Origin of the sequence: Halovenus aranensis, from assembly GCF_900100385.1 — an archaeon.
Classification (GTDB): Archaea; Halobacteriota; Halobacteria; order Halobacteriales; family Haloarculaceae; genus Halovenus; species Halovenus aranensis.
Genome location: NZ_FNFC01000004.1, coordinates 167,559 through 188,158 on the forward strand (window position 1 = coordinate 167,559; position 20,600 = coordinate 188,158).

Sequence of the window (20,600 nt, forward strand, 5' to 3'; positions counted from 1 at the left end):
CGGTCTTCACGGTGGCGAGGAATGAACAGTTCTAAGCCTGCGGCTCGGTGACTGTGAACCGATGGGAACTGGGAGACAGACCCCGGTAGTTCACAGGGCAGAGCCATGACGACACACAGGGAGCCACTCGAATCCGTACTGGAGACGGTCGGCGAAACGCCGCTCGTCCGGGTCCAGGCGAGTCCGGACGACGTACCCGTCTACGCAAAACTCGAATCGTTCAACCCCGGCGCGAGTATCAAAGACCGGCTCGGCGTCTATCTCGTCGAGAAGCACCTCGAACGCGGCGATATCGAGCCAGGAGGGACGGTCATCGAGCCCACAGCCGGAAACACGGGCATCGGCATCGCACTGGCCGCGACACAGATGGACGTCGAGGCAGAGTTCGTCGTCCCCGAGCGGTTCAGCGTCGAAAAGCAGACGCTGATGCGTTCACTCGGTGCGACGATTGTCAACACCCCCACCGAGGAGGGCATGAAACGCGCTATCGAAGTCGCCCACGAGCGAGCCGAGCGCAAGGACAACGCAATCGTTCCACAGCAGTTTGCCTCGCCGCTGAACGCGGCGGCGCACGAGGCGACGACCGGGCCCGAAATCTGGGACGCCCTCGACGGCGAGGTCGGTGCCGTTGTCGCGGGTTGTGGAACTGCGGGAACGCTCATGGGTATTGCCGGCTACATCAGCGAGCGTCAGCCCGACGTGCACGTCACTGCCGTCGAGCCCGAAGGGTCGCTGTTTGCCCGGACCAAAGGCGCGGATGTCGACCACGAAGAGTACAACATCGAGGGAATCGGTACGAGCGACCTGGGGACAAACGAACTGTTCGACGAGTCTCTGGTCGACGAGGTACGGCAGGTCAGCGACCGCGCTGCACAGGAGGAACTCAAACGCCTCGCCCGCGAAGAGGGACAGCTGGTGGCCTCCAGCGCCGGTGCTGCGAGCGTTGCCGCGCGCGACGTCGCCGACAGAATCGCCGACGGCGACCTCGATGTTCCACACGAGACAGTCGTCACCGTCTTCCCGGATTCGAGCGAGCGCTACCTCTCGAAAGGCATCTACGACGAGTACGAGGAATGGGTCGACGACTAACCAGACGATAATACATGACACGAGATACCGACGACGACGGTTATCGCTTCGAGACGGACAGTATCCACGCCGGACAGGAACCTGACGCGGAGACGGGCGCGGTTATGCCGCCCATCTACGCGACCTCGACGTACGTGCAGGACGGCCCCGGAGACGACCGCGGCTACGAGTACTCGCGGACGGGGAACCCGACGCGAACAGTCCTCGAAGACAACCTCGCTGCGCTCGAAGGCGCAGAGTACGGTCGCGCCTTCGCCAGCGGGATGGCAGGCATAAACACGGTGCTGAACCTGCTCGAATCCGGCGACCACGTCATCGCCGGTGACGACGTTTACGGCGGCACACACCGCCTTTTCCGGCAGGTCTACGAGGATTACGACCTCTCGTTTTCCTTTGTTGATACCACCGACCACGACGCGGTCAGAGAAGCGATTCGTCCCGAGACTGAGCTGCTGTGGGTCGAGACGCCGACGAATCCGCTGATGCGGGTCAACGACATCGAGACGCTCGCCGATATTGCCCACGACCACGACGCGCTCTGTGCCGTCGACAACACGTTCGCGACGCCGTACCTCCAGCAGCCACTCACACACGGTGCCGACATCGTCTCGCACTCGCTGACGAAGTATCTCGGCGGACACTCTGACGTTGTCGGCGGTGCACTCATCACGGACGACCCAGAGCTGGACGAGCAGTTCGGCTTCTATCAGAACAGCGTCGGCGCGACGCCAGACCCCTTCGCGTGTTTCCTGGTGTTACGCGGCACGAAGACGCTCCCGGTCAGGATGGACCGTCACTGCGAGAACGCGCGAACGCTCGCAGAGCGCCTCGAAGCCCACGAAGCCGTCGATACCGTCTACTATCCCGGTCTGGAGTCTCACCCCAGTTACGACCTGGCGCGCAAACAGATGGACGACTTCGGTGGCATGGTCAGTTTCGAGCTGGACGCGACGCTTGACGAAACCGCCGAGTTTGTCGCCGAGACCGACGTGTTTGCGCTGGCCGAGAGCCTCGGTGGTGTCGAGAGCCTCATCGAACAGCCCGCGACTATGACCCACGCTTCGATTCCCAAAGAGGAGCGTCTCGCGGCTGGTCTAACCGACGGCCTCGTTCGCATCAGTGTCGGCATCGAACACGTCGACGACCTCTGGGCAGACCTCGACGGCGCAATCGAGAGTGCAGTCTCGTCAGAAATCTAATATAGGCTGCCGACGGAGACCCAAGCTGTTAAAAGGGTTTCATCCAGATATATAGGTAGACAGCCGACCGGGGGAAGCCGCCGAGATGGTCGGTACCTACAGTCAGACGAAACAATGACAGAAACTGACGATGAACGTGTCCTCGTCGTCGACGACGAGGCGGAACTGGCGAACCTGTACACGACGTTTCTCGAGCCCGAGTACGATGTCGTGACGGCAACGAGCGGGGAGGACGCACTCGATGCGGTCGACAGTACGGTCGATGTGGTGTTACTCGACCGCCGAATGCCGGAGATGTCCGGCGACGAGGTGCTCGCAAAACTCGCCGAACGTGGTATCGACATTCAAGTTGCGATGCTCACTGCGGTCGAACCCGAGCGGGACATCGTCGACTTACCGTTCGACGAGTACAAGACAAAGCCAGTGACGCGCGACGAACTCCTCGCGCTGGTGCAGGTCCTGCTCGACCGAGCGGAGTACGACAAACACAGTCAGGAGTTTTTCAGTCTCGCAGTCAAGAAGGCGACACTCGAAGCAGTCAACGAACACGGGACCGAGGAGTACGAGAAAGTCGTCGACCGGCTCGACGAGCTCCGTGAGGGTATCGACATGACCCTCGAAGAGGTAAGCGCAAACAGAATCGTCCTCGACGACTCTTGAGGGCACTGTCACCGTCCTGGGATGCGAAACCACTTTCACCCAGCCTCGTCACCCTGTGAGTATGGCGCGAGTCTGTCTCGTAGGAGAGGAAGAGATAACGCTGCAGTACGAACTCCTCTCCAGAGAGACTTCGCGAAACGCGCTTGCGGCATACGACCTCGAGGAACCTTTCGCCAACTCGATAGCCGTCGAGACGGTCAGTCTCGGGGCCGCTGTCGCGCTGTTGAACGACCTCGATTGGTATCTCGCCCGCTTCGTCGAGGCCGCCTTCGTTCGCGAACCCTCGGTAAGCGACACAGAGTGGCTCTCACGTGCGATGGCGACCGCGATTCGAGACGGTGACGTTGCCCCCACAGACAGCGGGCGCTTCCTCAAAGTGTACGGGCTCGAGCCTGTCGAGACAACCGTTGACGACGAGTCTGGCGAGGATTCGCCACAGTACAGGCTCGTTGAACCGATGTTACTGGCCCGGACCGGCCAGACTATCCCGGAGTACGACCTTCGCGACGTCGAACAGACGCTCACGGTCCGAGTCACGGAGTCCGAATTCGGCGCCTGAGCGCGCTCTGGCGGGCCGGGATTTTTCGAGAGCACATGGCTGTATTACATAAAACTTATCCCCCCCGTTCTGTTCTCATCTTGTAATGAGCAACTGGCGGGAACAGCTCTCCGAGGAGTCGGAATCAAAGGCGCTGGCAGCGTGGCTGGAGGACTACTACCACTTGCCAGTCCTGCTCCTTCTCGTCGGATTTGTGGTGTGGAATCGCTTGCGGAACTACGGTAACTTCATCGTCGACGGAACGGTCTATCTCTCGGGGAACGACCCGTGGTATCACCTCCGGATGACCGAATACGCGGCGAACAACTTCCCGTCGACGCTGTCGTTTGACCCCTGGACGTACTTCCCGTACGGGTCGGCAACCCAGCAGTTCGGGACGATGTTCGACCAGATTGTGGCGCTCGTCGCACTGGTCGTCGGCCTCGGGAATCCCAGTACCGAGCTAATAAACACTGTGGCACTCATCACTCCGCCGTTCTTGGCTGCCCTCGTCTGTCTCCCCGGGTATGTCATCGGGCGCCGTCTCGGCGGCCGTATCGGGGGACTCGTCGTCGTCGCGATGGTCGCGTTTATGCCCGACCGCCTGCTCGCAGTGACGATTGCCGGGACCTTCGACCACCACGGCTGGGAGGTCCTGGTGATGTCACTCAGCGTACTCGGCCTCATGGTCGCCCTCTCTGCGAGTGAACAGGAGAGGCCCGTGTTCGAACTCGTTCTGGCACGTGAGTTCGAGGCGATGCGCAAGACCATCGGCTACTCGATGCTCGCTGGCGTCGCGATGGCGATGTACGTCTGGACGTGGCCGCCCGCGGTGTGGATTTTCGGCATTCTGGCCATCTTTTTCACCATCCAGATGAGCCTGGACCACCTCCGCGCGCGGAGTCCCGAACACGTCGCGTTCGTCGGTGTCATCAGTATGACTACCGCGGGACTGTTGGTCATGAGCACGACCCGGACGTTCGAGTTGACCGGCGTGACGAGTCGGTCGCTGCTCCAGCCGGGGCTGGCCTTCGTCGTCGCTGGCGGCGTCGCCACGCTCGCCGTGCTCTCGCGTCAGTTCGACAGACAGAATCTCAGTCGGTACTACTACCCGCTGACCGTCGGTGGCACAATCCTGCTCGTTGGCGTCCTTTCGTCGCTCCTGTTGCCGGAGCTGTTCGATTTCTTCGTCGGTCAGGTCGACCGTGTCTTCGGCTTCGTGACCAGTCCTGGTACAGCCGCCGGAACCATCGGCGAAGCACAGCCGATGGAGTTCAGCCAACTGCGAGACACCTATCAGCTCGCCCTGTTCACGGGCGGCATCGGCGGTGCAATCGTGCTCGTCCGGCAGGTCATCAACGACCAGCCCCGGAGTGAACAGCTGTTGATAGTCCTCTGGGGGCTGATGATGCTGTTGGCGACGCTCACCCAGCTTCGCTTTGCCTACTACATGACTATCGTGGTGGGCGCACTCAACGCAGTGCTGGTCGGCTTCGTCTTCCAGTTCACCGGGAGTTCCGCGGAGAAATTCGAGTTCGAAACGTACCAGGTACTCACCGTCGCGGTGCTGGTGCTCGTCATCTTCGCTCCCTTGCTTGGTCTCCCGGTTATCAGCGCAGATACGACCGCGACCGAGTTCGCGTCTGACCGCAGCTACCCCGGTGATGTCGTCGCCTGGGACGACAGCCTGCAGTTCATGAGCGAGAACACGCCACAGCCCGGTCAGTTCGGTGCGCCCGACAACGACCCGATGGAGCTGTTTGGCTCCTTCGACCAGACTGACGACTACGACTATCCCGACAGCTCGTACGGCGTGTTGTCTTGGTGGGACTACGGTCACTGGATAACCGAACGCGGCGAGCGGATTCCGACAGCGAACCCGTTCCAGGAGGGGACCGACACCGCTGCGCGGTTCCTCCTCGCACAGACCGAAGAGCAGGGACTCGACGTGCTCTCGGAGATGAGCGACGGCGAGAGCGCACAGACTCGGTATGTCATGATCGACTGGCGAATGGTCGAAACCGAGTCTTCACGGCCAGTCAGAGGGAAGTTCTTCGCGCCGCCGGAGTTCCATCCTGATTTCGAGCAGAAAGACTTCACCACACAGCTGATGCAGGTCGGGGAGCGCGACCGGCTCCGACCGCTTGCGCGGATACAGAAACAGCCGTACTTCAATTCGATGGTCTCGCGGCTCTATCACTACCACGGCAGCGCAAAGAGTCCGGAGCCGGTCGTCGTCGAGTGGAACGGGCAGGAACGCGAGTTTCAGCGTGAGGAACTCGACGGCCGGTCGTACATCGAGGCACCGTCGGGCGGAAGTACACAGGTGTTCGAAACGGTCGAACAAGCCCGTGATTACGTCGAAAACACGACCTCCGCACAGCTGGGTGGTATCGGCGCGATGCCGAGCGAGCGAGTCTCTGGGCTCGAACACTTCCGGCTGGTTCACATGAGCAACACGACGGCCATCCCGCAGACAAGGCAGGACCGCCAGATGGCCAGCTACGGCGTCAATCTCGCGATGCGGCTGTCGTACCGCCAGAACTTCAGAAACACTGGCTTTGGACAGGCACTCATCGAGCAACTCGATAACGGCGAGATGAGCGACGAGCAACTCCGGCAACGGGCTGCTCTCAGGGCCATCAATATGATGTATCCCACGACGCCTGCGTTCACGAAAACCTTCGAGCGCGTCCCCGGTGCAACGATTCAGGGTACTGGACCGGCGAACGAAATCGTCGACGTGTCGGTCGACCTGCAGCCAGAGAACGGTCAGCGGTTCACCTATCGTCGCCAGGTGGCCACCGACAGCGAGGGTAACTTCGAACTCACTGTCCCGTACGCCACGACCGGGTACGACGAGTACGGCGTTGAAGAGGGGTACACCGACACCGCTGTCAAGGCAGTCGGCGAGTATCAGTTCACCGTCGGCACACCGGAGCGCGTCGACAACAGCACTATCGTCCGCCAGCAGGCGACTGCGAACGTCTCTGAGGCGAAGGTCATCGGTGAGGATACCGACCCGGTGACCGTCGAAATCGAAGAACAAGAGCTGGATCTCGGGGGGCAAGACGGCAACGAGTCGAGTGACGGCACAACTAACGGCGGAGCGAGCGATGGCGAAACCGACGACTCGGGTGGTGACGGAAGTAACAACGAAACACAACATATTGCGCTGTCGACCGGAGTGACAGCCGTGGCACCGGCAGCGAGAACGTAGCCGTGCAACCCTCCGAAACCATCGGGACCGAAGAGACCCGACCCGCCGTTGTCGGCCTCGTCGTCGTCTACTGCAAGGGGCTGGCGATGGGTGCTGCAGACGCCGTCCCCGGCGTCTCCGGCGGAACTATCGCCTTCATTACCGGCATCTACGAGCGCCTCATCCGGGCGGTCACCTCACTCGACCCGTCGGTGATACTGCTGGTACCCTCGCTACGTCGCCAGCGTGGCCGTCAAGAGTTCGTTGCAGAGCTCCAGCGGATGGACGTTCCGTTCCTTATGGCCGTCGGGACTGGAATGGTGACGGCTGTCGCCATCCTTGCTCGCCTGGTCCAGTTCGCGCTATCGGCACTGCCGGGGCCGACCTTCGCGTTTTTCTTCGGTCTCATCGGCGCGTCGGCAGTTGCGCTCTTCGAGCGAGGGTGGGTATATCAGTCCGGTCCTGCGGTTGCGGCACTGGTCGGGTTCAGCGCCGCCTTCCTCGTTGCCGGCGAGACTGCGACCGGGACGTTCCCGCACAGTTTCCCCGTCATATTCGGTGCCGGCGTGCTCGCCATCTCTGGGATGGTACTCCCGGGCATTTCGGGAGCGTTCATCCTGCTCTTGTTGGGGCAGTACGACTACATGACGACGACACTCAACGAGTTCATCGACGAGTTTATCGCAGTGTTACAGGGTAGTTCGCCCGACGCGTTCCTGGATGCAGCGCTGACTGTCGTCGTCTTCGTCAGCGGCGCACTCATCGGGCTCTTTACGATCGCCTTTGCGGTCCGGGCCGCACTGGAGCGGTACCGCATGGCGACACTCGCATTCCTGGTGAGCCTGATGCTCGGAGCGCTTCGCTACCCAGCGATTCAGGTAACGGAGACGACATCGGCGTGGACGGTGCCCCGCGTCGCCGCTCTCTTTGCTGCGCTTGTTGCCGGTCTCGGGGCAGTGTTACTCCTCGATTATTACACCGAGGACTTCGGCTACGAAGCCGACGCCTGAGCCGAGACACAAACAACTATCATCCCGGTGGACGCACTGATAGCTGAGTATGCGACGGGAGTTGACCGGCGTCGAGAGCGAATCGAGAGACGACCGCACCCGAGGCGGCGTCCGCTGGAGGTAACGATGGTGGTTTCCGAGTTGACTGTCGAGATTTTGATTGCAGGGTTTGCCGGCGGAATGGTCGGCGCGGCCATCGGTGCGCTCCCCGCACTGAGCCTGTCGGGTATCGCTATCGTTGTCGGCGAGATGACTGGAACGCTCGGCGATATCGAGGGGACAGCAATCGCCGGCGTCTTCGGGGTCGACCCAGCAACGGTCGACGTTCTCGGCCTCGGCGGCGCTATCGGCTTCGGGCCGGTACTTGGCCCACACGTCGCTTTTGCCGGCGGCGTAGCTGCAACGGCGTTTTTGGGCAGACGAGAGACGTTCGATACCACGTTCCGGTACCACCAGGCCAAAAACATCACCAAACCGCTCGGTTCGGAGCCGGCGACACTTCTGGTCGGCGGCGCATTCGGCGTCTTCGGCGTCCTCGTGGCTCGCCTCGCCGTCTCAGCCGAGGTGCCGGTCGACCCAATCTTCTTCGCGGTGGTTCTCTCTGCGTTCGTCCACCGCCTCGCACTTGGTTATCCGCTGGTCGGTCGGGTGCGTGGAATGAGCCGTTCGATGCTCGATATGACTCCACACGTCCGTGACGAGCGCTGGGGCGAAGAGCCATACGAGACTGAACAGGGAACCGAAGGACGGCTGGTCGTCGAGGTGTGGCTCCCGGACCATTACGAGCCGGCAAACGTCGCCGTGCTCGGGCTGGCCGTCGGTCTCGCCTCTGGCTACATCGCACTGGTGAGTGATAGCGCCTTCTTGGCCTTTGGTATCTCGCTTTTCAGCCTCGCATTCCTCGCGCTTGGCCAGTACAGGTTCCCAGTCACACACCACATGGCGCTCCCGGCCGGAATCGCAGCTCTCGCCGTTGCAAGCGAGTTCGACCCGACAGTCGGCCTCATCGCAGCGGGTGTGTTCGGCGTCCTCGGTAGTCTGCTCGGTGAAGGAGCTCAGCGCCTCTTCTACGCTCACGGCGACACTCACGTCGACCCGCCAGCCGTCTCTATCGTTGTAACGACGCTGCTGTTGGGCTTGCTCGCGACCGCTGGCGTCATTGACCCCGAGTTGATTCCGTACCCGACTCTGTAGCCCTCAGGAACTGGTTTCTTCCTGTACCCACTCGCCGACGGGGTCGAACCGCTCTGCCCCGTCGAAGCGCAGTGATGTATACCGTCGGTATCGTGGTCACTGAACGCCGGTCGGGTTGTAGTTTCCCGTGATGTCCCATTCGTGGACGCAGTGGGGCCGGCCGCGCCGTGTCTCACCATCGACCGTCGCCGCAACCCACGACGTGCGGTCCTCGTCCCACGTTTCGATGCGGCCACAACGAAGACACTCCCGCTCGGTCGGGGGTGCTATCGTACTCATACATCCGGGTACGAGGGAGAGAGACTTGAATCGTGTGTCTGGCACCCACAGCGGTTATCAGCGGGCTCTCCCTAGGACGGCTATGAGCGAGGAGACGAACGTGCTTGGCACAGAGCTGGAACCCTGTAGCATGGACCCGACGACAGGCTACAAGCGTGACGGCTGTTGTCGGCACGTCGACGACGACCCCGGCAGACACGAGGTGTGTGCGGTGATGACCGCGGAGTTCCTCGACTACAGTAAACAGAAAGGAAACGACTTGATAACACCCCGACCGGAACTGGATTTCCCTGGCCTCGAACCCGGTGACCGGTGGTGTCTCTGTCTGGGGCGCTGGATAGAGGCGCTTGAAGCCGATGTCGCGCCGCCGGTGATTCTCGAAGCGACAAACGAGTCTGTTCTCGATTCACTGTACTTTTCGACACTCACCGAACACGAGTACGAGGGGGAGACAGGCGAGGACGCATCCTGACTTATCGTGGTTGGTGTGACAAGGCCTCTCTGGTATACGCTGAGATGGGTTCGAAACCGGAATCCGCACTATCGGCTGCCGTCTGGGGCCTCGAATTCGACGAGGGTAAGCTCGCGGTCGAGCACGCAGTAATCGTGTGGCGGGTCCCCGACAACCTCGTCGATGCGGTACTCCTCGTCGAAGGCGGCACCTGCCGGTTCGCAGTACTCGTGGCTCGGACAGCTCGTGTGTGGGCACGGTCCCTCAAGCGAGGCCTTGCTGCCAGAATAAGCGCTGCTCGATGCGACGTTTGCCCGCACCGGTGTCGGCTCGACCTCGACTGCGGTAACTCCCGTGTCGTGAACCGCACAGTCGAGCGTGCTCGCATCCTCACGAATCGAGGTGACACGGTACTTGCGTCCTTCGGTCAGATTGAGACACTGACTCCGATAGGGACACCCCTCACAAGCGGTTGACTCCCCGTTGTACACGAATTCGACCCCCTCCTCAGCGAGTCGCGTCCCGATAAGTGTCACCGTCGTCATTGGGTGCTGTAGGGCCCCTGGTGGATTAAGTCCCCCGCCTCAAAACAGTGCGTTCTCCTCGGGCAACACCTCTGCGGGACCGCCGACGTGCCAGCGACGAGTCTCGACACCGCAGTCGGCGATGGCGTCCTCGACACGGTCGGCGTACTCTGCAGTTGTGTTGACGTAGACGCTCGCGCCGGTGTCTGCAGAGAAGTAGACAGGCACCTCCTCCTCAGTCCGGAGCCGTCTGACCGTGTTGAACACCTCGATGGTCTCGGGCTGCCAGTAGACCCACCCCGAAGGCCCGGTCATCGTCGTTGCAGTCAGCGAGAGCGTGTCGTGCTCGGCGAGTTCGAAGGTGCGATGGAAGTTCCCTTCCTGCAACGCGTCGCGCATTTTCGCAATCTGGCCGTGGATGTGAGCCATCCGCGCCTCGAACATGTGACTCGCAGCCGCTTCCTCGTGGGCGTGCTCGGTCTCTTTGTATGAGGGGACGAGCGCACCGATGACACGGAGGTCTTCCTCGAAGGCCTCGGGCGAGGAGACCGTCTCCGAACGGCAGTCAGCGTCGTTGAGTCCAGAACGGAGATGCGAGAAGCCGCCAGTGACCGCCCGCGCCGCCGAACAGGAGCCACGCCGGGCGATTGTTGAGATTTCCGGCAACGTCAGGTCCAGTCCCGCGGCGTCTGCGAGCGCCGTTGCGGCGGCCGCAAAGCCAGAGGCAGACGAACCAAAGCCGACGTTCGTCGGGAAGGAGTTCTCCGATTCGAACCGGACTCGGTGGTCAATGCCTGCCAGCTCGCGGACGTGGTCGACGACGTGACAGACGCGTTCGGCCGCCCGACCGTCGACTTCCTCGCCATCGATGACGTAGCGGTCCTCCGTGAGTGAGGTATCGAACTCGACGGTCGTCGTCGTGTTGCTCGGTGCGGTACAGAGGCTGATGGAGTCGTGATACGGGAGCCGAAGTTCCTCGTCACGCATCCCGTGGTATTTGACGAGCCCCTCGATTGGGTGGGCTCTCGCAGTCGCCTTCATACCCTGAGCAATTCGGCGTCGGTACTTGGCAGTTTTGAACCGCACCGTCGCAGGCGGTCCCAGCTCCGCCAGCAGATTTTTGACCGAATCGGCCGTACGAGCGCCATGCGCAAACGGTTTCTCGTCGTTATGGCCATCCTGACGGTGCTGCTGTTCCTTTTGGTTCCAAGCGACGGTTCGGCGCCGACTATCACGGACCAAATCGAGTCTGCTGACGGTGATTGCTATACAGACACCTCCGTCGGTGACCCCGTGCCGACGTACTGTCTGGTCTCCGAGAAACCGCCAGACATTAGGGTCATCAACGACCACGGCGAGCAACACGAGGTCTTCGTCGAGGTCATCGAAAACGGGACCACGCGGTACGCAGAGACGGTTTCGCTTTCCGGCGCGGACAGCGGTCAACGGCGCCAGATTCTCGAAGACGTAACACGGAGCTCAGGCAACTACACGATTCGGGCGACTCTCGACGGTGGCCGACGTGCGTCGCTCGTCTGGCGTCTCGAGGAGGGGTATCTCGGTGAAGGTGGTCCGACGTGGGTCGTCAGAATCGGCGCAGACGAGTCACTGGCAGTCCGTCACATCAAGGAAAGCTAACCCACAGGCGTCAGGGGACGACGAGTTTTGCCGCCGTGTTGGCGAACTCGACCGCGATGCCAAAGCCAGGCAACAGCAGGACAGTGACCAGCGCCGCCAGCGCGAGCGCGGTGTACAGTCCGACGGGCTGGCTCTCGATTTCGAGGTCGTCGCTTGGGTCCTCGACCCACATAGCCTTGATGACTCGCGTGTAGTAAAACAGCGAGACGACGCTGTTGAGCACCAGCGCAACCGCAAGCAGCGCAACGTCGGCCCTAACTGACGCTATCAGCAGATACAGCTTCGAGAAGAAGCCGCCGCCGATTGGCAGGCCAGCAAGCGAGAGCAAAAACAGCGTCATCGCACCACAGGCGAAGGGTGCCTGTGTTGCGAGCCCGTTGAAGTCCTCGATGCGCCGTCCGATACCCCAGTGTTCGGCAAGCGCGATGAAGAGGAACGCCCCGGTGTTCATGAACGCGTACACCATGAGGTGGACCATGCCCGAGCCGAGGACGAAGGCACCGCTGGCCTCGCCGGTAAGCGCCGCCACCGCGATGAGAACGTACCCCGCGTGCCCGACAGAGGAGTACGCGAGCATGCGTTTGACCTTCTCTTGTCTGAGCGCCGCGAAGTTGGCGACGGTCATCGTCACGATGGCGATTGCCTGGAACGCCATCACCCAGTCGACGGTGCCTTCGACGACTTCGTACGGGAAGACATCGACGAAGACGCGGAAGAGAATCACGAATCCAGCGGCCTTCGAGGCCGAGGAGATGAACGCAGACACTGGGCCAGGTGCCCCTTCGTAGGCCTCGGGTGCCCAGAAGTGAAATGGCACGGCAGCGATTTTGAAGCCGAAGCCGGCCAGAATCATCACGATTCCGAGCCCGAGAATACCACCGACGCCCCCGGAGAGTGCCTCGGTGACCGCACCGAACTGGAGGGAGCCAGTCGAGACGTAGACCAGTGAGATGCCGTAGGCCAGAATTGCCGACGAGAGCGCACCGATGAGGAAGTACTTCAATCCGCCTTCGATACTCCCGCGGTTCTCTTTCAGCGAGGCTACGAGCGCGTAGGAGGGGAGCGACGAGAGTTCGATGGCAATGAAGGCGGTGACGAAGCTGTTTGACATTCCGACCATCACCATCCCCGTGGCTGCGAGCAGTGTCAGCGAGTAGATTTCGGCCTGATGTGGGTGATCGACGAGGTAGTCGTAGCTCGCCAGCGTGACGAGGACGACGACGCTGGTGACGATAGTCGCGAAAAACAGCGACATCCCGTCGACGACCAGCGTTCCTTCGAACAGTTGGATTGCGCCGCCGCTCTCGGCCTGGCCGGTGCCAGCGACGAGATACCAGACGCTGAGAGCGAGTCCGGCGAGGCCGCCGGTAACCGAGATGCCGGCGAACAACTCTCTTTGGGGCCTTTTGGGATAGACCATATCGGCGACAAACAGCGCGAGCGCGGTGAACCCAAGCGCCAGCGCCGGACCAAGTGCCGCCCAGTCGGGGAGCGTTCCGAAGTCCGTCATCGCAGCTCACCTCCGAGGTCGACGACGAGCGCAAGTGGGTCGTTCAGCGGGTTGACAGCGTTCTGGATTGTCTCGTAGATGATATCGGGTTGGACGCCGAGCGCGATAATCAGCGCGATGAGGACGAACATCGGGGCAATGTCGTGAAGCGGTGCGCGCCCGATTTCGTAGTCGGTTTCGACGGCGAACTCACCGAACAGCGTCCGCTGCATCGCCCACAGCAGGTAGCCCGCGACGATGACGATACCGAACATCGCGGCGGCGGTGAACAGCGGTGCGCCCCCGATAACCGTCGATTCGAAGGCACCGATGAATATCAGCACTTCGGCAGCAAAGCCGCTCATCAACGGCAGTCCCATGTACCCGAACGCACCGACGAGGAGGATACCGACCGCGTATGGCATCCGGTCGGCCAGCCCGGACATGTCACCGACCATCCGGGTGTGGGTCGCGTTGTAGATGACGCCGACGGCCATGAACATCAGCCCCGAGATGAGGCCGTGACTGACCATCTGGAATGTCGCCCCACCCATACCGTGAGGTGAGAACGCGACCAGCCCGAGGATGACATAGCCCATCGAGGATATCGAGGAGTACGCGACGATGCGTTTCAGGTCACGCTGTGCGAGCGCGAGCAGGGCACCGTAAATAACACTGAAGACGCCGATTGCGGCGATAAGTTCGGCGTTTGCGCGTGCCACGTCCGGGAGCATCGTGAAGTTGAACCGCAAGAGTGCGTAGGTCCCCATCTTCAACAAGACGCCTGCAAGCATGACCGACACGGGTGTCGGGGCCTGAACGTGAGCGTCGGGTAGCCAGGTGTGGAACGGTACCACCGGCACCTTGACCGCGAACCCGAGAAAGAGCAAGACGAACGCGAACAACCGCAGTGTGTCGGGTTCCATCCCAGCGAAACCACTCAGTTCGCCCCCCCGCAGCGCCTGTGCGATTTCGGCGAAGCCGAGCGTCGAAATAGCGTCGCCGAGTCCGAAGATGAGGGCGAACATCCCGACGAACATCACGAGCGATGCCAGATTCGTGTACAGCAGGAACTTGATGGCGGCGTACTTCCGGCGAGGCCCGCCCCAGATGGCGATGAGGAAGTACATCGGAATCAGGACGGCCTCCCAGAACACGAACCATAGCAGAAAGTCAAGCGTCGTGAAGACGCCGATGAGCGCCGTCTCCATCAACAGCATGAGGCCGTAGAACTGCGACTGGCGGCCGTCGATTGGCGTCCACGAGGAGACCAGCGCGAGCGTCGTCAACACCGTCGCAAGCACCAACAGCGGGAGGCTCACGCCGTCGACGCCGACGTTCCACTGGAGTGTCCACTCGTAGGTGTCGAACGTGAACCTGAACCAGTCGACCGTGTTGCCAAACGCGACAGTGTCGTCCGCGAGCAGCGCGTTCCCGTCACTGGAAAACTCGCTCCACATCCAGAGGCTGCCAAGCAGTGGAACGGCGCTCAGGCCGGTCGCGAGTTTCCCCGCGTACCGGTCAGGGACGCCAAAGACAAGCATCGAACTGGCGAGTGTGAACGCAAGCAGTGCCTCGATTATCATCTAGAACCACCCCCCGAGGAATCCAAAGACCAGCAGCAACAACACGAGGCCAAGCGATAGCAGGGCGGCGTAGTTGGTTACGATACCGGTCTGTATCCGCCGGAACCGCTCTCCGGTGAACATGCTCACGCTGCCGGCACCGTTGACCACGCCGTCGATGCCGCTTTGGTCGAACTTGTTCGCCGCGCGGGCGAGCGGTGCAGTCACGCCGGTTGCCAGCCAGACCTGGAACTCGTCGAGATAGTAGTTGTTCATGAGTAGCGTGCGAATGCGGCCGAGTTTCGTCATGTGCGGCGTCGGCTCCGGAGCGCGATAGAGCGCCACGGCGGCTCCGAGACCGACCAGCCCGAGAACGAGCGCGAGCGCGCCGGGACCGAGCGGTGAAAGCTCAGTAACCTCGTAGCCGGCGGCAAAATCGCTTTCGAGGATGTGATGATACTCCTCTGCCGAAAGCGGGCCGAGTTCGCCGCTGATAGTTTTGCCTTCGAGCCACTTCTTCAGAAAGAGGTTTTCTGACCCGATGAAGTCCTTGAGAACGCCCATGTTGAGGACGCCACCGACGACCGAGAGCGCACCGAGAACGACGAGCGGGAACTTCATGCTCCAGCCGATGGGTTCGGGCGACGCTGCGGTGTCAGTCCGGGGCTCACCGTGGAAGGTGAGATAGACCATCCGGAACGTGTAAAACGCCGTCATGACGACGGCAAGCAGTCCGAAGGCGTAGCCGACCAGAAGCAGCGGCTCACCTGAGAGGGCGTGCTGAAGCGTCTCGAACAGCACCTCGTCTTTCGACCAGAACCCTGCAAACGGGAAGATGCCCGCGAGCGCGAGCGACCCGAACAGGAACGTCCAGTAGGTGACCGGCATCCGCGATTTCAGGCCGCCCATGTCCCACATGTTCTCGTTGTGGTGCATGGCGATGATGACCGCACCGGCACCGAGGAACAGCAACGCCTTGAAGATGGCGTGGGTCGTGAGGTGGAAGACTGCCCCGACGTAGCCGCCACCACCCAACGCGAGCATCATGTAGCCGTACTGTGAGACAGTCGAGTACGCAAGTACCTGCTTGAGTTCCTGTTTGACCAGCGCCATCGTCGCCGCGAAAAACGCGGTGAAGCCGCCGACGAGCGCGATGACGCCGAGTGCGGTCGGCGAGAGCGCATAGAAGCCGTACATCCGCATGACGAGATAGACGCCGGCGGCGACCATCGTCGCGGCGTGAATCAGCGCCGAGACCGGCGTCGGACCTTCCATCGCGTCAGGAAGCCAGGTGTGTAGCGGGAACTGTGCGGACTTGCCCATCACGCCACCGAGCACCAGCAGACCAACGACCGTAATCCAGGCCTGCTCACCGAGGCCGAGGAAGGTGTTCATCTCTCCCGTGGCGTCGGGTTCGAGGACGTGTGTCGCCTCGACGATGAACGAGTGGTCACCCGCGAAGGCTGTCGTTCCGAAGGTGGCAAAGACGGCGACGACCCCGACGAGGAAGAAGTAATCCCCGAAGCGGGTCACCAGAAACGCCTTCTTCGCGGCGCTTGGCGGGCCAGCCTCCCGGAACCAGAAGCCGATAAGGAGGAACGAACACAGCCCCACCAGCTCGAAGAACATGAAGGCCATCAGGAGATTGTCGCTGTAGACGAACGCAAGCATCGAAAACGTGAACAGGCTGAGACTCGCGTAGTAGCGTCGTAGCCCGATTTCGCCCTCGTCGTTCATGTAGCCAAGCGAGAAGATGTGAACCAGGAACGAGATGAGCGAGACGATGGTCAACATCAGGGCCGCCAGCGGGTCCACGAGCAGACCGAAGGAGAGTTCGACGCCTGCGCCGTCGCCAGCGACGAACGTGAACAGCTCCTCGTGATAGACCTCGCCGCCGGTCGCGAGGTCGAGAACGACCAGCAGTGAGATAGCCAGCGAGAAGCCGGTCGCGGCAATCCCAGAGAGCGCGCCCTTCTTGGGCATCCGGTTCCCGAGGGCGAGAACCAGGAGGAACGATACGAGCGGAACCAGTGCAATCGCCTCGACAACGTTGAAGACATCTACCATCTGTTACCACCTCATCGTGACTGCTTCAGTGACATCGATATCGTCGAAGTTGCGGTTCAACACGAGGATGATTCCGATGCCGATAGCGACTTCAGCGGCAGCCAGCGCGATGCCAAAGAGCGCGAACACCTGCCCCGTCAGATTGCCGTGTTCGAGCGAGAACGCGACGAGATTGATGTTCGCGGCGTTGAGCATCAACTCGACTGCCATCACGAAATGCAGGGCCGACTGTCGGACGAGAACGCCGAACAGACCGGCACAGAAGACGCCGGCCGAGAGTACGAGATACCACTCCAGGGGAGCGGTCACTGACCCTCACCTCCGTCGTCTCGCTTCGCGAGCATCAGTGCGCCGTCGAGTGCCGCGTCCAACAAGACGGCGATGAGGATGAGCGCGACGACGAAGTTCTCGGTCGCCTCGACACCCTGCTCGGCTGCCCCGATGAGCGCGTACCCGATGCCGCCGACGATGCTCGTGTCAGGGAATCCTGCCGGGTCGGTGAATACCCACTCGAAGAGACCCGTTCCGTCCGCAGTCAGGAACACAGCGGACATGATGCCAAAGAGTACGAAGGCGATGAGTCCCGGGACGAGACTCCGGTCTATCTCGATGAGACGCGGTCCCGTCGTCATGCCGTGACCTCCCCTGTTTCTTCCGTGTCGTCCTGCGTGAGCATGACACCGAACGCGATGAGTATGAGTACACCGCCGATGTAGACCAGAAGCTGCATCACGGCGATGAACTCGGCCTGTAACAGCACGTAGTGTATCGCCACGCTCGACAGCGCGACACCGAGCAACAGTGCCGCGTGCCACACGTCACGGACCAGAACGACACCCAGGCTGCTGGCGAGCGTCACCAGCGCGAAAAACCCGAATGCTAGTTGGTCGAGTACCATTGTTACTGTAGTGGTGTACACGGCGTGCTTTTCAAGATTCCCTTTTTATGCCGCGCTCGTGTCAGAAAGTGGTGAGAAAGTAGCGCGCTGCGGTCGCTTGCCGGTTGCCTCGGACCCCTCTGGTGCGCCAGCCTGTCCCACTCGTAATCGTCTCGCTTAAGAGTCGGGCAGCCAAGGGTACGGACATGCACGATTTCGTCGTCGTGGGCGCTGGTCCCGCCGGCTCGCGGTTCGCACGCGGGGCCGCTCAGGCTGGCTACGACGTTGTCGCCTTCGAGCAGGGGGAGGTCGGCAAGCCACTGGCCTGCTCGGGACACGTCAGCACCGACATCTGGGAGTTCGTTCCCGAGGCGGCCCACGACCGCCTCTTTCAAAACGAGATTTACGGAGCCAGGTTCCACACGGGCGGTCCAGACAGCCAGCCCTATCAGTTCTACAAAGACGAGGTCGTCTCCAACGTCATCGACAGAGTCGAACTGGACCGCCAGCTGGCCAAGGCCGCACGCGAGGCTGGCGCCGCCGTCCACGAGAATCATACCGTCGTCGACATAGCCGAGTACCGCGATTACGTCGACGTAACGGTTCGGGGCCCCGACGGCACTGAGACACACCGCGCCCGGATGGTCGCGGGCTGTGACGGACCAAAATCCCGGGTCCGACACGCCGTTGGGCTGCCGGAACCGGACGAGTTGCTCCACGGCGTGCTCGGGTTCGACGAGGAGCCCGACCACGAGGAGTTCGTCGACGTTCACCTCACCGTGCCGCGGTTTTTCGCCTGGCGCATTCCACGAGGTGACGCCGGCGTCGAGTACGGGCTGGCAATGCCCCCGAGCAACAACGTGAGTGCACGCTTCGAGGAGTTTACCGACAACTACGGGGCTGAGACAGACCGGCGCTGTTCGGGACTCATCCCTATCGGACCGGCGAAGACGGTAACGACCGGACGCGTGTTTCTTATCGGGGACGCCGCAGCCCACAACAAACCCTTTACCGGCGGCGGCATCCTCTATGGGATGACAGCCGCGGACTGCGCGGTCGAGACAATCGACCCAACGGAGCCGGAGACCCTCGACGCCTACGAGTCGGCCTGGCGGTCGGAACTGCTCGGGGACATCCAGCTTGGCCATCTCATCCGCAAAGGGTACTCGGCTCCCGAGACGATCCAGGAGACTGGGATGGGACTGTTCGAGGGGGAAATCGGCGTCCACATGGACCGACCGACGACGCTGTTTTCTGCAGATCAGTTCCGCGCGATGCTTCCGCGGTGAGTGAGTGCTGTTTTTAGGTGGTGGGGTTGTACGAGCCTACATGACTACACACGACGCCGACCCCGGTTGGTTTGCGGGGCTCGACCCGGAGGACCTCGATTCCGGAGTCGACGCAATCCGAGACGGGTCAGCTACCGAGCCACGAGAGTGGCCCCAGGAAGCAGTCGAAGACGGAGCCATCGGCGACAAATCGACGTACTACGACTGGCTTCACGAGGCGACGGTTGCGGCCAGCGAGCGAGCGGTTGCCGAACGCGAGCGTGCCAGCGACCAGCAACTCATCCACGCTATCCGAGCGCTCGACGACTGCGAGCGAGTCACCAACGAGCTGACCGAGCGGGTCGCTGAGTGGGCGGGAACCCACGACTGCGACGCGACGGTCGACACCGAGTACGTACAGGAACTCGCCGAGCGAGAGCCCGAAGACGCCCTCGAGTCTCATATCGTGACCTTCGCCTCTCGGGTCGCGGCGCTCGACGACCAGGCCACCGAGCTACGGGCGTTCATCGAGCGATGGACGCCCGACGTTGCGCCGAATCTGTCGGCGCTGGCCGGTTCAGAACTCGCGGCTCGGCTCATCGCACTCGCAGGCGGACTGGGAGACCTGGCCAAAAAACCCAGTGGAACGGTCCAGGTACTCGGGGCTGAAGACGCGCTGTTCGCGCACCTGCGTGGCGGGGCAACCTCGCCGAAACACGGCGTCATCTACCTTCACGAGGCCGTCCGCGGCACCTCGCCGGAACACCGCGGCTCGGCGGCCCGTGCACTCGCCGGAAAGCTCTCGATAGCCGCCCGAGTCGACCACTACTCGGGTGAACGGAAGCCGGAACTGGACGACGAACTCGCCGAGAGAATCGAGCGAATCCGCGCTCGTGATGAGTCGTGACGCTGCCCGACGGCGTCGAACGTCGCAGTATTGCCGGGGAGACTGGCCTCGCGACACGCGGTCAGCCGGTGTACGGCGAGCCGACAGAAGACGGCTGGCGGCGGTGGAACCCGAACCGCTCGAAGCTTGGCGCGATGCTCGAAACCGGAATGCAGACGGGGCTCTCCGGCGGCGAGACGGTACTCTATCTCGGGGCCGCCTCGGGGACGACAGTGAGTCACGTGGCCGACTTTGCGGGGCCGACCTACGCCGTGGAGTTCGCGCCCCGGCCGATGCGCGACCTCCTGACGGTCGCAACAGACCGGTCGCGCCTGTTCCCGTTGTTGAACGACGCCAGAGAGCCGACAGCGTACGCTCACGTCGTCGAGCCGGTCGACGTTATCGTCCAAGATGTTGCCACACGCGGCCAAGCACGCGTCGCTCTCGAAAACCGGCGGTTCCTCGACGATGGGCGACTTCTGCTGGCAATCAAGGCCCGAAGCGAAGACGTGACACGGCAGCCTGAGAACGTCTTCGACGACGTGCTCGAGGAGTTACGCGAGGGATACGAGGTCCTGGAGACAGCGTCGCTCGAACCCTATCACGACGACCATCTCGGGGTCGTCGCTCGCCCCGACTGATAGCGGGGAGGTATCTTCAAGTCTGT

Annotated in this window: 21 protein-coding genes; 12 read left to right on the forward strand and 9 right to left on the reverse strand. The window is 62.0% G+C overall.

The annotated features are described in order from the left end of the window. The first annotated feature begins 105 nt into the window (after positions 1 to 105). From BLR34_RS05620 to BLR34_RS05650, 7 genes are all read left to right on the forward strand, one after another. Positions 106 to 1,089, forward strand: coding sequence for a PLP-dependent cysteine synthase family protein (locus BLR34_RS05620; RefSeq protein WP_092700379.1), 984 nt, complete (start codon positions 106 to 108; stop codon positions 1,087 to 1,089). Positions 1,090 to 1,103: 14 nt separating this feature from the next. After that, positions 1,104 to 2,288 (forward strand): cystathionine gamma-synthase, encoded by a 1,185-nt coding sequence (locus BLR34_RS05625; protein ID WP_092700382.1) that lies wholly within the window; start codon positions 1,104 to 1,106, stop codon positions 2,286 to 2,288. A 114-nt stretch (positions 2,289 to 2,402) separates the two neighbouring features. Continuing rightward, a complete protein-coding gene (locus tag BLR34_RS05630; RefSeq protein ID WP_092700385.1) occupies positions 2,403 to 2,948 on the forward strand; it encodes a response regulator in 546 nt (181 codons plus the stop codon). 61 nt (positions 2,949 to 3,009) lie between these two features. After that, complete coding sequence (locus BLR34_RS05635) at positions 3,010 to 3,507, forward strand: DUF5804 family protein (RefSeq protein WP_092700388.1); 498 nt, start codon at positions 3,010 to 3,012, stop codon at positions 3,505 to 3,507. 85 nt (positions 3,508 to 3,592) lie between these two features. Next, positions 3,593 to 6,706: an oligosaccharyl transferase, archaeosortase A system-associated gene (locus tag BLR34_RS05640; protein WP_092700391.1), complete on the forward strand. Its 3,114-nt coding sequence runs from the start codon at positions 3,593 to 3,595 to the stop codon at positions 6,704 to 6,706. 2 nt (positions 6,707 to 6,708) lie between these two features. Further along, positions 6,709 to 7,695: a DUF368 domain-containing protein gene (locus BLR34_RS05645; protein WP_245683180.1), complete on the forward strand. Its 987-nt coding sequence runs from the start codon at positions 6,709 to 6,711 to the stop codon at positions 7,693 to 7,695. A gap of 126 nt (positions 7,696 to 7,821) precedes the next feature. Next, positions 7,822 to 8,889, forward strand: a complete 1,068-nt coding sequence (locus tag BLR34_RS05650) for a DUF7973 family transport facilitator (RefSeq protein WP_092700394.1) — start codon at positions 7,822 to 7,824, stop codon at positions 8,887 to 8,889. A gap of 96 nt (positions 8,890 to 8,985) precedes the next feature. Here BLR34_RS05650 and BLR34_RS05655 read toward each other — a convergent pair whose 3' ends face one another. After that, complete coding sequence (locus BLR34_RS05655) at positions 8,986 to 9,168, reverse strand: HEWD family protein (protein WP_092700397.1); 183 nt, start codon at positions 9,166 to 9,168, stop codon at positions 8,986 to 8,988. Between the two features lie 82 nt (positions 9,169 to 9,250). Between BLR34_RS05655 and BLR34_RS05660 the strand changes: the two genes are divergently transcribed. After that, positions 9,251 to 9,640 (forward strand): DUF2237 family protein, encoded by a 390-nt coding sequence (locus tag BLR34_RS05660; protein ID WP_092700400.1) that lies wholly within the window; start codon positions 9,251 to 9,253, stop codon positions 9,638 to 9,640. Positions 9,641 to 9,708: 68 nt separating this feature from the next. On the opposite strand, the gene BLR34_RS05665 is transcribed toward BLR34_RS05660, so the two are convergent. Beyond that, complete coding sequence (locus tag BLR34_RS05665) at positions 9,709 to 10,164, reverse strand: UPF0179 family protein (protein ID WP_092700403.1); 456 nt, start codon at positions 10,162 to 10,164, stop codon at positions 9,709 to 9,711. A gap of 39 nt (positions 10,165 to 10,203) precedes the next feature. Further along, a complete protein-coding gene (gene mvaD, locus BLR34_RS05670) occupies positions 10,204 to 11,184 on the reverse strand; it encodes a phosphomevalonate decarboxylase MvaD (RefSeq protein ID WP_092700407.1) in 981 nt (326 codons plus the stop codon). Between the two features lie 105 nt (positions 11,185 to 11,289). On the opposite strand from mvaD, the gene BLR34_RS05675 reads away from it, so the two are divergent. Then, the gene (locus tag BLR34_RS05675; protein WP_092700411.1) at positions 11,290 to 11,781 is read left to right on the forward strand and encodes an Ig-like domain-containing protein; all 492 of its coding nucleotides are present in this window, start codon (positions 11,290 to 11,292) and stop codon (positions 11,779 to 11,781) included. A gap of 10 nt (positions 11,782 to 11,791) precedes the next feature. Here the strand turns inward: BLR34_RS05675 and BLR34_RS05680 are convergent, their stop codons facing one another. Genes BLR34_RS05680 through BLR34_RS05705 form a run of 6 tightly spaced genes read right to left on the reverse strand, consistent with a single transcriptional unit; the run spans position 11,792 to position 17,800 of the window. Beyond that, positions 11,792 to 13,291 (reverse strand): NADH-quinone oxidoreductase subunit N, encoded by a 1,500-nt coding sequence (locus BLR34_RS05680; protein ID WP_092700416.1) that lies wholly within the window; start codon positions 13,289 to 13,291, stop codon positions 11,792 to 11,794. Further along, positions 13,288 to 14,856: a complex I subunit 4 family protein gene (locus BLR34_RS05685; RefSeq protein WP_092700419.1), complete on the reverse strand. Its 1,569-nt coding sequence runs from the start codon at positions 14,854 to 14,856 to the stop codon at positions 13,288 to 13,290. The genes BLR34_RS05680 and BLR34_RS05685 overlap by 4 nt, the downstream gene beginning before the upstream one ends. After that, a complete protein-coding gene (gene nuoL, locus BLR34_RS05690; protein ID WP_092700422.1) occupies positions 14,857 to 16,902 on the reverse strand; it encodes an NADH-quinone oxidoreductase subunit L in 2,046 nt (681 codons plus the stop codon). Positions 16,903 to 16,905: 3 nt separating this feature from the next. Then, entirely contained in the window at positions 16,906 to 17,211 is a 306-nt protein-coding gene (gene nuoK, locus BLR34_RS05695; protein WP_092700425.1) for an NADH-quinone oxidoreductase subunit NuoK, read from the reverse strand. Beyond that, a complete protein-coding gene (locus BLR34_RS05700; protein ID WP_092700428.1) occupies positions 17,208 to 17,534 on the reverse strand; it encodes a hypothetical protein in 327 nt (108 codons plus the stop codon). The genes nuoK and BLR34_RS05700 overlap by 4 nt, the downstream gene beginning before the upstream one ends. After that, a complete protein-coding gene (locus BLR34_RS05705; RefSeq protein ID WP_092700431.1) occupies positions 17,531 to 17,800 on the reverse strand; it encodes an NADH-quinone oxidoreductase subunit J in 270 nt (89 codons plus the stop codon). Before BLR34_RS05705 ends, BLR34_RS05700 begins: the two co-directional genes overlap by 4 nt. Before the next feature lie 185 nt (positions 17,801 to 17,985). Here BLR34_RS05705 and BLR34_RS05710 point away from each other — a divergent pair, with 185 nt between their 5' ends. Genes BLR34_RS05710 through BLR34_RS05720 form a run of 3 tightly spaced genes read left to right on the forward strand, consistent with a single transcriptional unit; the run spans position 17,986 to position 20,574 of the window. Then, positions 17,986 to 19,068, forward strand: coding sequence for a geranylgeranyl reductase family protein (locus BLR34_RS05710; RefSeq protein WP_092700434.1), 1,083 nt, complete (start codon positions 17,986 to 17,988; stop codon positions 19,066 to 19,068). A gap of 40 nt (positions 19,069 to 19,108) precedes the next feature. Then, positions 19,109 to 19,954 carry an NOP5/NOP56 family protein gene (locus BLR34_RS05715; protein WP_092700436.1) on the forward strand — a complete coding sequence of 282 codons (846 nt, stop codon included), beginning with the start codon at positions 19,109 to 19,111 and terminating at the stop codon, positions 19,952 to 19,954. After that, a complete protein-coding gene (locus BLR34_RS05720) occupies positions 19,951 to 20,574 on the forward strand; it encodes a fibrillarin-like rRNA/tRNA 2'-O-methyltransferase (protein ID WP_092700439.1) in 624 nt (207 codons plus the stop codon). The genes BLR34_RS05715 and BLR34_RS05720 overlap by 4 nt, the downstream gene beginning before the upstream one ends. Positions 20,575 to 20,600: the final 26 nt, after the last annotated feature.